The organism is Paenibacillus sp. p3-SID867 (assembly GCF_025142895.1).
GTDB lineage: Bacteria > Bacillota > Bacilli > Paenibacillales > Paenibacillaceae > Paenibacillus_AQ.
This window is the reverse complement of record NZ_JAMBDM010000005.1, coordinates 232,181-244,599: the sequence shown is the minus strand read 5'-3', so window position 1 is coordinate 244,599 and position 12,419 is coordinate 232,181. Positions and strand designations below refer to the sequence as shown.

Annotated in this window: 12 protein-coding genes; 10 read left to right on the top strand and 2 right to left on the bottom strand. The window is 52.4% G+C overall.

Going from position 1 to position 12,419, the window contains the following annotated elements; translation table 11 throughout:
• Nucleotides 1-244 precede the first annotated feature (244 nt).
• The 3 genes from M4D81_RS12830 to M4D81_RS12820 all read left to right on the top strand — a co-directional run bounded on the left by M4D81_RS12830 (nucleotide 245) and on the right by M4D81_RS12820 (nucleotide 2,000).
• Nucleotides 245-577, top strand: coding sequence for an ArsR/SmtB family transcription factor (locus tag M4D81_RS12830; RefSeq protein WP_071219141.1), 333 nt, complete (start codon nucleotides 245-247; stop codon nucleotides 575-577).
• Nucleotides 578-651: 74 nt separating this feature from the next.
• Nucleotides 652-1,161: an SRPBCC family protein gene (locus M4D81_RS12825; RefSeq protein ID WP_071219140.1), complete on the top strand. Its 510-nt coding sequence runs from the start codon at nucleotides 652-654 to the stop codon at nucleotides 1,159-1,161.
• 14 nt (nucleotides 1,162-1,175) lie between these two features.
• Complete coding sequence (locus M4D81_RS12820) at nucleotides 1,176-2,000, top strand: alpha/beta fold hydrolase (protein WP_260066702.1); 825 nt, start codon at nucleotides 1,176-1,178, stop codon at nucleotides 1,998-2,000.
• A 67-nt stretch (nucleotides 2,001-2,067) separates the two neighbouring features.
• Here the strand turns inward: M4D81_RS12820 and M4D81_RS12815 are convergent, their stop codons facing one another.
• Complete coding sequence (locus M4D81_RS12815) at nucleotides 2,068-2,925, bottom strand: LysR family transcriptional regulator (protein ID WP_260066700.1); 858 nt, start codon at nucleotides 2,923-2,925, stop codon at nucleotides 2,068-2,070.
• 124 nt (nucleotides 2,926-3,049) lie between these two features.
• Here M4D81_RS12815 and M4D81_RS12810 point away from each other — a divergent pair, with 124 nt between their 5' ends.
• The 7 genes from M4D81_RS12810 (at nucleotide 3,050) to M4D81_RS12780 (ending at nucleotide 10,699) form a co-directional block, all read left to right on the top strand.
• On the top strand, nucleotides 3,050-3,976 hold the full coding sequence (locus M4D81_RS12810; RefSeq protein WP_260066698.1) for a DMT family transporter: 927 nt from the start codon (nucleotides 3,050-3,052) through the stop codon (nucleotides 3,974-3,976).
• Between the two features lie 216 nt (nucleotides 3,977-4,192).
• Nucleotides 4,193-5,152, top strand: coding sequence for a LacI family DNA-binding transcriptional regulator (locus tag M4D81_RS12805; RefSeq protein WP_071219137.1), 960 nt, complete (start codon nucleotides 4,193-4,195; stop codon nucleotides 5,150-5,152).
• A 164-nt stretch (nucleotides 5,153-5,316) separates the two neighbouring features.
• Nucleotides 5,317-6,579, top strand: a complete 1,263-nt coding sequence (locus tag M4D81_RS12800) for an ABC transporter substrate-binding protein (RefSeq protein WP_260066697.1) — start codon at nucleotides 5,317-5,319, stop codon at nucleotides 6,577-6,579.
• Between the two features lie 163 nt (nucleotides 6,580-6,742).
• Nucleotides 6,743-7,618 carry a carbohydrate ABC transporter permease gene (locus M4D81_RS12795; protein ID WP_071219135.1) on the top strand — a complete coding sequence of 292 codons (876 nt, stop codon included), beginning with the start codon at nucleotides 6,743-6,745 and terminating at the stop codon, nucleotides 7,616-7,618.
• Nucleotides 7,618-8,454, top strand: coding sequence for a carbohydrate ABC transporter permease (locus M4D81_RS12790; protein ID WP_071219134.1), 837 nt, complete (start codon nucleotides 7,618-7,620; stop codon nucleotides 8,452-8,454). The genes M4D81_RS12795 and M4D81_RS12790 overlap by 1 nt, the downstream gene beginning before the upstream one ends.
• Entirely contained in the window at nucleotides 8,451-9,212 is a 762-nt protein-coding gene (locus tag M4D81_RS12785; protein WP_260066694.1) for a polysaccharide deacetylase family protein, read from the top strand. The genes M4D81_RS12790 and M4D81_RS12785 overlap by 4 nt, the downstream gene beginning before the upstream one ends.
• Before the next feature lie 59 nt (nucleotides 9,213-9,271).
• On the top strand, nucleotides 9,272-10,699 hold the full coding sequence (locus tag M4D81_RS12780; protein ID WP_260066692.1) for a serine hydrolase domain-containing protein: 1,428 nt from the start codon (nucleotides 9,272-9,274) through the stop codon (nucleotides 10,697-10,699).
• A 72-nt stretch (nucleotides 10,700-10,771) separates the two neighbouring features.
• On the opposite strand, the gene pruA is transcribed toward M4D81_RS12780, so the two are convergent.
• Complete coding sequence (pruA, locus tag M4D81_RS12775) at nucleotides 10,772-12,319, bottom strand: L-glutamate gamma-semialdehyde dehydrogenase (protein ID WP_260066690.1); 1,548 nt, start codon at nucleotides 12,317-12,319, stop codon at nucleotides 10,772-10,774.
• Nucleotides 12,320-12,419: the final 100 nt, after the last annotated feature.

Here is a 12,419-nt window from a genome sequence, read left to right as displayed (position 1 = left end):
AATTTATAGAGTAGTTTATAGCAAAGAGGCCGCTATACCAGGCCTCTTTTTTAATGTTTTTAGAGCCCTTGGACAGGTAAGCAGGGCCTAGCCACTGGATCATTAGCGTGCTCGTTTAGGTTTCTGGATAGACCCTGCAGCATGCCGAGTGAACGGTTGCCATGTTTTTCGATGTCAAAAAATGATGTAAAAAAGTTTAACACATTCATTGACATGTATATACGCTTAAGTATATATTCAAATCATGAATACATCAGCTATGCAATTAACCCTGTTTACGATCTCAGAGCCGAACCGCTTCAACATCGTTGAGCTCTTAAAGCAAGGCTCGAGATCGGTCAGCGACATCGTAGAGATTCTGGGCATCGGCCAGCCCCAAGTATCCCGCCATCTTCGGATACTGAGCGAGGCCGGGCTGGTGAAAGTCCGTAAGAAGGCACAGCAGCGCATCTATAGTCTTGAAGCCCAGCCGTTTCAGGATCTGGACGTCTGGTTCGATTCGTTCAGTCGACTATGGGAAGAAAGACTCGACAAGTTCGAGGACTATATGAGCGACTTCAACGGAAAGGAGAGTTAATCAATTTTTTAGTAGATCCACAGGAAATTACGGCTCTGCGCGCAGAGCCGATTTCACAGAGAGGAGGAATTCATATGGGTAGAAAGACCATTGTCACGAAAGACCGGGAGCAGCGAAAGCTGATCGTGGAGCGTGTCGTATCGATACCACTGAAGCTGTCCTGGCAGGGATGGACGAAGCCGGAACACATCGAACGCTGGTGGGGGCCAAAGAATTGGAGTGCCACGGTATACGAGATGGATGTCAGACCGGGCGGCGTATGGCGCTACAAACTGGCTCCCGATGCGGTGGGAGAAGGGGAAGAAGCCTTTTGCAAGGCGACCTACTCCGAAGTGGTGGAGTTATCGAGGCTCGTATTTACAGACACATTCACGGATCAGAACTGGAATTCCGTAGCAGGCAGCGATATGTTGACCTCGGTTGCGTTTGAAGAGGACGGAGACGGAACGAGGCTAAGCATCATAACCCATTTTGCAAGTGCGAAGGAACTGGAAGCTGCGGAAGTCATGGGAATGGTGGAAGGATACACGGATACGCTGGAACGGTTCGAGGACGAAATAAGTTTGTACATAAAAGGACAATAGAAGGAGAGATGATCATGAACTACGTGACGTCGAATGACGGTACCCGAATTTTTTATGAAAAGAAAGGGGCTGGCCCGGCTGTCATTCTTGTAGCTGCAGCAGCTTCGGATCACAACGATACAAAGCGCCTTGGTGAGCTTCTATCTGAACATTTTACCGTCTGCAATTATGATCGACGGGGGCGAGGCAGCAGTACGGATACGGCTCCGTATGCCGTTGAACGTGAGATCGAAGATATTGATTCCCTTATTCAGGAGGCGGGCGGCAGCGCGTATGTATTCGGAAGTTCTTCGGGCGCTGTTCTGGCGCTGGATGCGGCGAGCAGACTCGGAAGCAGTAAAGTTAGAAAACTGTTCTTATATGAGCCGCCGTTTATCATTGACGATAGCCGCGAACCTATACCGGCGGAATACGTGCAGCATTTGAATGCGCTGATGGCCGAGCATCGACGCAGCGATGCCGTAGAATATTTCATGACGGCAGCGCTGGAAATCCCCGCGGAATATATAGAATTCATGAAGGCAGATCCTTCTTGGCAGGTTATGGAGGGCATGGCGCATACATTGGCTTATGACGGCATGATCATGGGGAGCACGCAATCCGGTCAACCGCTGCCAACGGCTCGCTGGGATGTCGACGTCCCGGTCATGGTGATGACGGGCGAGAACAGCGGACCTATGTTCCATGGGGCCGCGAGCGCATTGGTTGACTTGCTCCCTCAGTGCGAGCATCGGATGCTGTCTGGTCAGGACCATTCTGCCGTCGTGATGGCGCCGGAAGTGCTGGCTCCCGAGGTGTCGGGTTTTCTGCAGCCTTCAGCAGATCAAATACCGAGATAAGTGTGTTGGCTCGTTAAGAAACCGTGACCCTAAGGGCCACGGTTTCTTCCCGTTCCGGTCGAAGTATTTATTCGGTCTTCTCAAACGGCTCAATAAAATGATTAAAGGCGCTGGTGCGAAAAAGGTCGCGCCGGAATACAAAATGGACCTTGGAGCTGCGATAACGCTTGGGGATTTGGAAGGCCTGCAATTTCCCCGCATCGACCCAGTCCTTAACGGAAGAACGCGTTAGCAGCGAGATACCCAGCCCGGCGGCAACACCGCCCATGATAGCTTCCAGCGTGCCAAACTCCATAATATTCATGGGCCCCACGTTCTCTTCATGAAGCCATTGCTCCAATCGTTCACGGTGGTAGCAGCCCTTGCCAAAGAACAGCAGCGGTTTGGTGAGCAAATCGCGAAGCGCAGCCTCCGTCGGTTCCGAGATGAGGACAAGCTCCTCGTCAAAGGCCCGGATTTCGTCAAAATCCGGGTAATCCAGAGGTCCGCTGATAAACGCCCCATCCAGTTCATACTCATTAAGGGCTCGGACTAGGTCAGCTCTGTGGCCTGTAATCAATGACAGTTTCACATTAGGGTACCGTCTATGATAATCCAGCATGATCCCGGGAAGATGTACCGCGGCTGTGGTTTCCGATGAGCCGATCCGCAGCGGTCCCGACGGTTCTTCCGAGAATTGCGTCGATTTCACGGCTTCGTCAAGCAAACGCGTAATCTGATCGGCATATTTGAGCAGATTACAGCCGGCCGAAGTTAAGGCGACGCCGCGGCTGAGCCGATAGAACAGGGGCGTGTTCAGCTCCGATTCAAGCTGCCGGATTCTAGCGGTCACGTTCGATTGCACGTAACCTAGGCTTGCGGCAGCCTTGGTTATATTTCCTTCACGGGCAACAGCCTGGAATATCTTCAGATCCCCACTCTCCACCTTAGGAGCCTCCTTATATCCATCATTCACAGTGATGGCTCGAATCTTATTTAATTATTTTACATGATATGAAGGTCGGAATAAACTGAGGATACACTTGGTCAAGGAGAGGGGAATTCATGGCATGAGCAAACCGCGTATGTTGTTTCTGACGATATTTACGATGCTGGTCGCGGGACTTAACTTCCCGATCGGCAAAATGGCGCTGTCCTTCGGTTCCCCATTCGTGCTGCTGGCGATCCGGTTCGTGGGCGCGGGACTTCTGATGCTGCCCTTCATGGTAAGACGGCCTCATCCCAGGAGCAGCGCTGCCTGGCTGAAGCTGGCAACGATCGGTCTGTTTCAATCGGGACTCGTGATGAGTGGCATCTACCTGAGCATGCAGACCATTTCCTCCGGCAGCTCCTCGGTTTTGTCCTCCAGCAACCCGATCTGGTTCATCGTGTTCAGCTTCCTGATCTTCGGCATAAGGTACCGTCTTCTTCAGTGGGTGGGCGTGATCATCGGGTTTATCGGCGTGTTCATTACGCAAGGATTGGAGATGCAGATGCAGAGCGGATTCTGGTTTGCGCTGGGGGCGGGGATGGCCTGGGGCATGGCGACGCTGTTAAGCTCCCGTTGGGGCAAGGAGTTTGACGCTTGGGTCATGGCTGCCTATCAGATGCTGATTGGAGGCATCCTTCTGCTCATCGCAAGTCCGCTGCTGGAGCAGCCGCATTTTGTATGGGATTCGCCTCAGATCGTCAAGGAGCTCTTTGTTCTGGGCTGGATGATCCTGATGAGCTCGATTGCCCAGTTCGTCACGTGGTATTATGTGCTGCGTAATAGCGATCCCAATAAAGCTAACGTGTATCTGTTCCTCATTCCGGTGTTTGGCGTATTATCCGGATGGCTTATACTAGGCGAGCAGCTGCATTGGTACACCTTGGCTGGCACCGTGTGTATTGGACTTGGCATTTATCTGGTGAATCGGCCTGGACGAGTGGACGAACAAGAGATCCATTCACGATCAGGGAGCAGCACGGTACGGTATAAAGGGCAAAAAATCTAATGAATTTCGGATTTAGCAGGTCACGGCGATAGATTCGCGTGGCCTGCTTTTTGCTGTGACGAACAAAGAGTTCCTGGCCTGTGCAGTATTATGACAAGCAATGAGAAGGATGATCATGCAAGGAAAATCTCATCCAAGCAAAATAAGTAAATTTTATTAAAAATAAATCCGTGTTATATTAAATTTACTAACGCCTTTGGAGAGGGGATAGGATTCATGAGTGGTTTGAAGGAAATTGCAAAGCTCGCGGATGTCTCGGTGTCTACAGTGTCCAACGTGCTGAACGGGCGCAAGAACGTGGGGCGGGAGACAAGGGAGCGGGTGCTGAGATTATGCTCGGAGCACGGCTATTTTCCGCATAAGTCAACCAAATCCGATAAAAGCAACACGATTATATTCGTCTTCAGCGACTTTGATCGCGATTATTATTTAAAGATCATTAAGGGGATCAGCCATTGCCTGACGGAGAATGGATACGACCTTATCATCTGTACGAATAAATCCAGCACCAATTTTATGCGCAGCAAATTTGCAAGCGGTACCATAAGTTTGGATCGGAATATGACGGACGAATATTTAGTCTCGGTAGCCACGCCGCAATTCCCTGTCGTTCTCATGGATCGGATTATCGATAACGAGTACGCCAACACCAAAAGCGTGATCGTGGACAATTACCCGGTCATGTGTGAAATGGTCCAGGCCTTGGTGGATAAACAGTTTACGAATTTCGGATACATCGGCGGCTTGGAGTTTACCCTGGATCACAAGGAGCGGTTCGCCGGATTTATGGATACGCTTGCGAAGAATGGCATCGTGTTTGACCGTCGCAATTACTTCCATGGCGATTACAGCGAGGAAAGCGGATATCAGGCCGCCAAAATTCTAATCCTGAGCAATGCCTTGCCTGAAGTGCTGGTCTGTGCGAATGACAATATGGCTCTCGGCGCGATCAAAGCTTTGGAAGAGAACGGAATACGGGTCCCGGAGGATATCTCGATCACCGGATTCGATAACTCGGATGCGGCGGCGATGGCTGGTTTGACCACGATTGCGATCCCGCGTTATGAAAGCGGTTATTTGGCGGCGAAGGAGCTGCTCGAGATGATCAAGGGCACAACGGGCAGGGAGCCCTTTAAGCTGAATGCCACCATCCAGTGGAGAAAAACGGTGAGATAAACTTTATGATTGCAACTAGTAAAATATCAATAATTTTACTAGTTTTTTTACTTAGTATTTTTATGAAAACGCGTACAATTTTTATTGACAATCTAGGTGAACCGCCCTATGATGGGTTTGTAAACGTTTTACTTTATAGAGTCCTTAAGGGGGAGGCGTGTCACTTGAAAAAAGTAAAAAAGGTATTTAGCATACTTACAGCAACGGCTTTGGTTGCAACACTAGCAGCCTGCGGTGGTACATCCGACAAAGATTCTGGAGCAGCGTCCGGTGGTGATGGGGGAGATAAGCTGAAGAAAATTACGCTCTTCCAATCGAAAGTTGAAATTACAGAACCTCTTGAAGCTTTGGTTAAAACCTATAAAGAAGAAACCGGCAATGAGATTGAAGTATGGGGTGCCGCAGGTGACGCTTATTCGCAGCAGCTGGTAGCGAAGCTCAGCAGCAACCAGGGACCGACGATATTCAGCGTCGCTCCAGGGCCCGAGTCCGAGAAGCTGAAATCCTATTTCTCCGATTTGAGCGGCGAAGAGTATGTGAAGAACATCGCGCCTGACATGGAATTGAAGGTCGATGATAAAACGGTTGGCGTTCCATACGGCGTAGAGGGCTTCGGTCTCGTGTATAACAAGGATCTGGTGGATCCGGCTAACATGAAGGACCTGGATTCCTTCACCAAGACGCTGGAGCAGCTGAAGGCTGACGGCAAGAACGGTTTGAGCCTGTCCCAAGAGGCATACTTCCTGATCGGACATATCATCAACACGCCGTTTGCGCTTCAATCCGATCCGCTGGCCTTTATCGACCAGCTGAACAAGGGCGAAGTGAAGATGGCCGATACGAAGGAGTTCCAAGAGTGGGCCAAATTCATGGACGTAATCAAGGCCAACACCAAGAATCCGCTGGAAGTGAAATACGATAGCCAAATGGGCGACTTCGCTACGGAAAAAACGGCTATGGTGCACCAAGGCAACTGGAGTTATTCCATGCTTGCGGACTTCGGCGATTTCGGCTCCAAGGTGGGCATGATGCCGTTCCCGCTAGCCGGCAACGATAAAATCGCCGTCGGCGTGGCCAGCTACTGGGTCGTGAACAATCAGGCGGACGCTGAGGAAGTTAAAGCCGCGAACGCATTCCTGAACTGGCTCTTTACTAGCGACAGCGGCAAGAAAGCCATCGTGCACGATTTCAAATTCATCCCGGCTCTAACAAACATTGAAGCAGGCGATCTGGATCCATTGTCTCAAGCGGTGCACGAAGCAACCACGAAGGGTGAGACGATCACTTGGGCGTTGAACTACTTCCCTTCGGGTATCATCACCAATGACCTGGCTCCGGCTACGCAGGAGTACTTCATGAATCCGGGCATGACAGGAGAGCAGTTCCTGCAGAAGCTGGATGAAGTGTGGGCGAAAGCATCGAAATAATCGAGGCAAAGCGATAACCACCTGAAATAACAATTCCATGAAAATGAAAGCCTAGCCTCAGACGTTCCGATGATGAGCGTTAGGCTTTTGTTTTTTCTAACACGAATTCAAGGTTTGATGCCGCCTTGCGGGAATCATCCGGAACGGAAAGAAGGTATGGATTATGAGCAAAAGAAAGGATAAAGCCTGGTTTGCCCTGTTTACGGTGCCGCTTCTGTTTATTTTCACGACCGTGGTTCTCATCCCGTTTATTATCGGGATTGTGTACTCTTTCGTAAATTGGGATGGCATTCCGGCAAATCCCAAAGTATTCGTAGGATTTGATAATTACGTTCAGCTGTTCCAGGACGAACGATTCCTGTCATCGGCTTGGCATACGGTTCAATTCACGCTGCTCGCGCTGGTATGCGTCAACATTCTGGGCCTGGCCTTTGCCCTGTTGGTGACGACGAAGCTCCGCTCTAGAAATGCGGCGCGAACGATGTTCTTTATGCCGAACCTCATCGGCGGCCTGATTCTGGGCTACATCTGGCAGTTTATTTTTACGGATGCCTTCAGCTTCCTGGGCGAGAAGACCGGATTTGACAGCGTGTTCTTTAACTGGCTGCTGCATCCGCAGTTTGCGCTGTATGCCATCGTCGCCGTATTCACCTGGCAGCTGGCGGGTTATACGATGATCATCTACATCGCGGGCATCCAGGGGATTCCGGATGAATTGATGGAGGCAGCCAAGGTCGACGGCGCCAACCTGTGGCAGCGACTCAAGAGCATCGTGTTCCCGCTGTTAATGCCTTCGTTCACGATCTGTCTGTTCCTGACGCTGTCCGGGGCGTTCAAAATCTATGACGTGAACCTGTCGTTGACCAAGGGCGGACCGAGCAATGCGACGGAGATGTTTGCGATGAATATTTTCAACGAGATTTTTGCTTACGGTAATTATGGTTTAGGTCAGGCCAAAGCGATCATCTTCTTCCTGATTGTGGCCGGACTTACGCTGACGCAAGTTATCATCACGAAGAGAAGAGAGGTGCAGATGTAATGAAGAAATCAGGGAAATGGCTGCTCGACATTCTGCTGTTCCTCGCCTCGCTGGTCTTCTTGTCTCCGGTCTTCATCATGCTGATTAACTCTTTCAAGGATCGTGCGGAGCTGTATGAGAATGCACTCGCGTTGCCTTCCTCCTTCAGCTTTGAGTATTATAAATCCGCGATGGAGAAGATGAATTTCTTCACCGCTCTGGGCAACTCGCTGTATGTCACCGTCATCTCGGTGATTATCGTCATCGTGCTCGCCTCCATGACGGCATGGATGCTGGTGCGGACGGATAATAAGCTGAGCAAAGTTATTTTCTTCACCTTCGTGGCGACCATGCTGATTCCCTTCCAGACGCTGATGATGCCGCTGATGCAGGTGATGGACTGGATTCGCACCAATCTGCACATCCCGATGCTCAACACCCATGAGGGCTTGATTTATATGAACGTCGGCTTTACGTCCAGTATGGCGGTCTTCCTGTACCACGGGTTCATCAAATCCGTACCGGTTGCGCTGGAGGAGGCAGCTACGCTGGACGGCTGCTCCAAGCTGGGCGTGTTCTGGCGAATCGTGTTCCCGCTGCTGAAGAACATCAGCGTGACCATCGCGATCCTGAACGTCATTGCGCTGTGGAACGACTACCTGCTTCCATCGCTGACGCTGTCGGATAAAGGGCTGCGGACAATTCCGCTGTCGACCTTTTACTTCTTCGGGGAGTTCACGATTGTGTGGAACCAGGCGATGGCCGGTTTGACGCTGACGATCATCCCGGTTGTCATTTTCTATATTTTCGCCCAGAAATACATCATCAAAGGGATTGCGGCAGGTGCGGTAAAATGAGGCGGATCATTACGAGGGCCGACGATTATGCTTCCAGCCGTTCCGCTAATGCTGCGATTGCCAAGGCCGTTGAGGCCGGATTCATTAAAAACGTGTCCATCATGGCGCCCGGTCCTTATCTTGGTGAGGCCGCGCAGCTGTTGGCGCATCGCAAGGACATCTGCTTCGGTTTCCATATGACGCTGAACGCGGAGTGGGATAACGTACGCTGGGGACCTGTTGCCGCGAAGGAACAGGTTCCTTCGCTTGTCGATGAGGCCGGTTATTTCTATCAGGATCCGTTCCTGTTTCAGGATCATCCGCCTTTGCTGCAGGAGATCCTCCTGGAATGCGAAGCCCAGCTTGATAAACTGACCGCAGCAGGCTTCAGCATTTCTTATATTGATTCTCATATGCTGCCGGAGCGCTTCATACCCGGGCTGCAGGAAGAACTGGACCGCTGGATTGAAGCGAAGGGGCTAATCAACCATCGCCATTACTACAATTTTTTCCCGGGCGGCGTGCCGGACGGGGTTGAGTCGTTTGAAAGGGTCCTTGGCGGCTTAACGGATGACCAGTATTTCTTCCTGTCCCATCCGGCATTGTATTCGGAGGAAATGGTGCAGTGCGGCAATGCTCGAGTGGATGGGGAGGAGCTGGCGCGCGGACGCGATCAGGAGGCTTCTTTTCTTGCACGGGAGGACTTGAATGAGATTAGTGAGCGGCTTGGTTTTCGTGCCATACGTTATGATGAAGCGGTGCCATTACCTGGTGTATAATGGAAGGATCATAATGAAATTATCTTATTGATACAGGGAGAGGCGAAAGGAAGATGAACATGAAAACGGTTCAATTATTGCCAAGAAGCACCCCCGAAAATCAAGGAATCTCATCTCAGTCAATCGAACGCTTTATCCGATCGATTCAGTCAAAGGAGCTTGAACTCCACAGCTTCATGTTGGTACGGCATGGACATGTCGTGGCGGAAGGCTGGTGGAAGCCGTATCAGGCGGACAAACCGCATATGCTGTTCTCGTTAAGCAAGAGCTTTACCTCCACCGCGATTGGACTCTTGGTCCAGGAGGGCCAGATTACGCTGGAGGATCAGGTGATCGGCTTTTTCCCGGAAAATACGCCGGAGAATCCATCCCCGAATCTGTCCGCCATGACGATACGCGACTTGCTGATTATGGGAACGGGACATGCCCAGGAGCCTGCCAACCAGTCCGATATTTGGGTGGATGATTTTTTCAAGCAGGCAGTCGAGCATGAGCCCGGTACCCACTTTGTATACAACAGCGCAGCGACGTACATGCTTTCGGCCATTCTGCAGAAGGTTACCGGCATCACGCTGCTGGATTATTTGCAGCCTCGCCTGTTCGAACCGCTAGGCATTCATGGAGCCACATGGGAAAGCTGTCCGCAGGGAATCAACACCGGCGGATGGGGACTTAAGCTGAAGACCGAGGACATTGCCAAGTTCGGCCAGCTTTATCTTCAGAAGGGCGTATGGGAAGGCCAGCGGCTGATCCCGGAGGCGTGGATCGAGGAGGCGACCTCCAAGCAGATATCCAACGGACCTGCGGATTCCTCTTCGGATTGGACCGAGGGGTACGGGTATCAATTCTGGATGTGCCGACACGGGGCTTACCGCGGCGACGGCGCATTCGGACAATTCTGCGTCGTGCTGCCGGAGCAGGATGCGGTCATAGCGATTACCTCCGGCCTTGGGGACATGCAGGCTGTGCTAGATGAAGCATGGGAGCATCTGCAACCTTCGATGAGGCCTGATGCGCTGCCGATCGACACCGGAGCGGAGGCTTCTCTTACCGAAACGATGCAAGCGCTGAAGCTGGATCCGCCAAGCGATGAGTCGGCATCCCCGGTCGAGAAGGACGTCTCCGGGATCGTCTATGATCTCGAAGAGAATGAGGCGAAGCTGCGTTCGTTCTCCGTCCGGTTTGAAGAAAACGGCGCGGTAATGGAGCTTGAGGGGGAACACGGCGTCAATTCGGTTGTCTGTGGTCGCAACGCGTGGAAGACGGGAACCACGAAGCTGATCATGATGGCGGATAATGAATATGCTGCCTCCATGACCTGGAAGGATGAACGGACGTTGAAGCTGACCATCCGACTGACAGAGACGCCATTCTACTTAACCACGGAATGCACCTTTGGTGAGGAAGGCATTCGTCTTGCGCACTGGATGAATCAATCGTTCGAGGGCAAGGTGGTCCGGGAGATTAAGGGCAAGGTTAAGGCGTAAAGACGGTAAAAGAATCGCTGTACATAAAGAAACCTCTCCATTGTCATGGAGAGGTTTCTTTACATGGCGTAATCAGAATCGCTCCGATACCGCCTTCGCCTGTGTGAACAGGAGCAGGTAGTCGCGCCCGCCGGCTTTGGAATCGGTCCCGGACATATTGAAGCCGCCGAACGGGTGGATGCCTACCAAGGCGCCGGTGCATTTCCGGTTCAAATACAGGTTGCCGACATGGAAGTCGCGCCGGGCTTGCTCCAGGTGCGCGCGATTGTTCGAGATCACCGCGCCGGTCAGCCCGTAGTCGGTATTGTTGGCGAATTGGATCGCTTCATCGAAGGAGGCTGCCTTCGTGAAGGCCACGACCGGACCAAAGATTTCCTCCTGGGAAATACGAGCGGTGCTGGCGACGTCCGCGAAGATCGTCGGCTGTATGAAATACCCCTCCGGATCGCCGGGAAAACCGCCGAGGACCAGCCTGCCTTCGCTTTTCCCGATTTCGATATAGTCGAGAATTTTACGGTACGCCTTATCGTCGATGACGGGTCCTACCTGAGCCTCGGCATTGGAGGGGCTTCCGATCACCAGCTTCTTGGAGCGGTCAATCACCTTCTGCAGCACGATATCATAGACGTCCTCGTGCACGATGGCTCTGGAGCAGGCGGAGCATTTCTGCCCGGAGAAGCCGAATGCAGAAGCGGTAATCGCGTCCGCCGCGAGCTCCAAATCGGCTTCGTTGTCCACGATGATTGCATCTTTCCCGCCCATTTCGGCGATGACGCGCTTGATCCATCGTTGCCCCGGCTGCGTCTTGGCCGCGCGTTCCTGAATCCGCAGTCCGACGTCGCGTGACCCCGTAAAGCTGATGAACCTGGTCAATGGGTGATCCACCAAATAGTCGCCCACTTCCTGACCCGGGCCAGGCAGGAAATTAACGACTCCCGGAGGCAGGCTGACCTCTTCCAGTAGCTCCACGAATTTAGCGGCTATGACCGGGGTGGTGCTGGCCGGCTTCAGCACAACGGTGTTGCCGGAGACGATGGCAGCCGTTGTCATGCCGGCCATAATCGCTAGCGGGAAGTTCCACGGCGGAATGACGATGCCGACGCCAAGCGGGATGTAATAGAGATGATTCTCTTCCTCCTCGTGGACCGTCAGCGGCTGGGGCGCGCTCAGGCGCTGCATTTCGCGTGCATAGAATTCCATGAAATCGATCGCCTCGGCCGTATCGGCGTCGGCTTCGGCACGCGTCTTGCCGGCTTCGAGAGTCATGAGTGCGGAGAACTCGAGCTTGCGCCGCCGCATGATCGCCGCGGCCTTGAACAGATAGCGTGCCCGTTCGCTCGGCTCGGTGTGCTTCCACGTCTCAAAGGTATGCGCTGCCGTCTGAATGGCTTGTTCGGCAAGCTCGGTATCCGCCTGGGACACGACGCCGATGACTTGGCGTTTGCGCGCCGGATTGACCGAATTTGCGGTGCGCTCCGTATGGATTTTGGCACCGCCGATGACCAGCGGGTACGATTGGCCAAGCTCGGCTTCGACCCCGGATAACGCCGCGTCGTATAACTTGTTGTTCCATTCGTTGTTGAAGTCCATAAATGGTTCGTTCCGAAAAGATGCTCGCATGGGGAGGCCCCTCCTTAACATGATATGAATCGAAGCTTCTGGCCAATGGTCCAGCTGCGAATGCGTCATGGTGGCATGGTTAGGAACTCCTGGTGAAAAC

What these genes read in the sequence shown, in the direction of transcription:
- M4D81_RS12830 (WP_071219141.1), top strand. Translation starts at nt 245, where the DNA reads ATGAATACATCAGCTATGCAATTAACCCTGTTTACGATCTCAGAGCCG.
- M4D81_RS12825 (WP_071219140.1), top strand. Translation starts at nt 652, where the DNA reads ATGGGTAGAAAGACCATTGTCACGAAAGACCGGGAGCAGCGAAAGCTG.
- M4D81_RS12820 (WP_260066702.1), top strand. Translation starts at nt 1,176, where the DNA reads ATGAACTACGTGACGTCGAATGACGGTACCCGAATTTTTTATGAAAAG.
- M4D81_RS12810 (WP_260066698.1), top strand. Translation starts at nt 3,050, where the DNA reads ATGAGCAAACCGCGTATGTTGTTTCTGACGATATTTACGATGCTGGTC.
- M4D81_RS12805 (WP_071219137.1), top strand. Translation starts at nt 4,193, where the DNA reads ATGAGTGGTTTGAAGGAAATTGCAAAGCTCGCGGATGTCTCGGTGTCT.
- M4D81_RS12795 (WP_071219135.1), top strand. Translation starts at nt 6,743, where the DNA reads ATGAGCAAAAGAAAGGATAAAGCCTGGTTTGCCCTGTTTACGGTGCCG.
- M4D81_RS12790 (WP_071219134.1), top strand. Translation starts at nt 7,618, where the DNA reads ATGAAGAAATCAGGGAAATGGCTGCTCGACATTCTGCTGTTCCTCGCC.
- M4D81_RS12785 (WP_260066694.1), top strand. Translation starts at nt 8,451, where the DNA reads ATGAGGCGGATCATTACGAGGGCCGACGATTATGCTTCCAGCCGTTCC.
- M4D81_RS12780 (WP_260066692.1), top strand. Translation starts at nt 9,272, where the DNA reads ATGAAAACGGTTCAATTATTGCCAAGAAGCACCCCCGAAAATCAAGGA.
- pruA (WP_260066690.1), bottom strand. Translation starts at nt 12,319, where the DNA reads ATGCGAGCATCTTTTCGGAACGAACCATTTATGGACTTCAACAACGAA.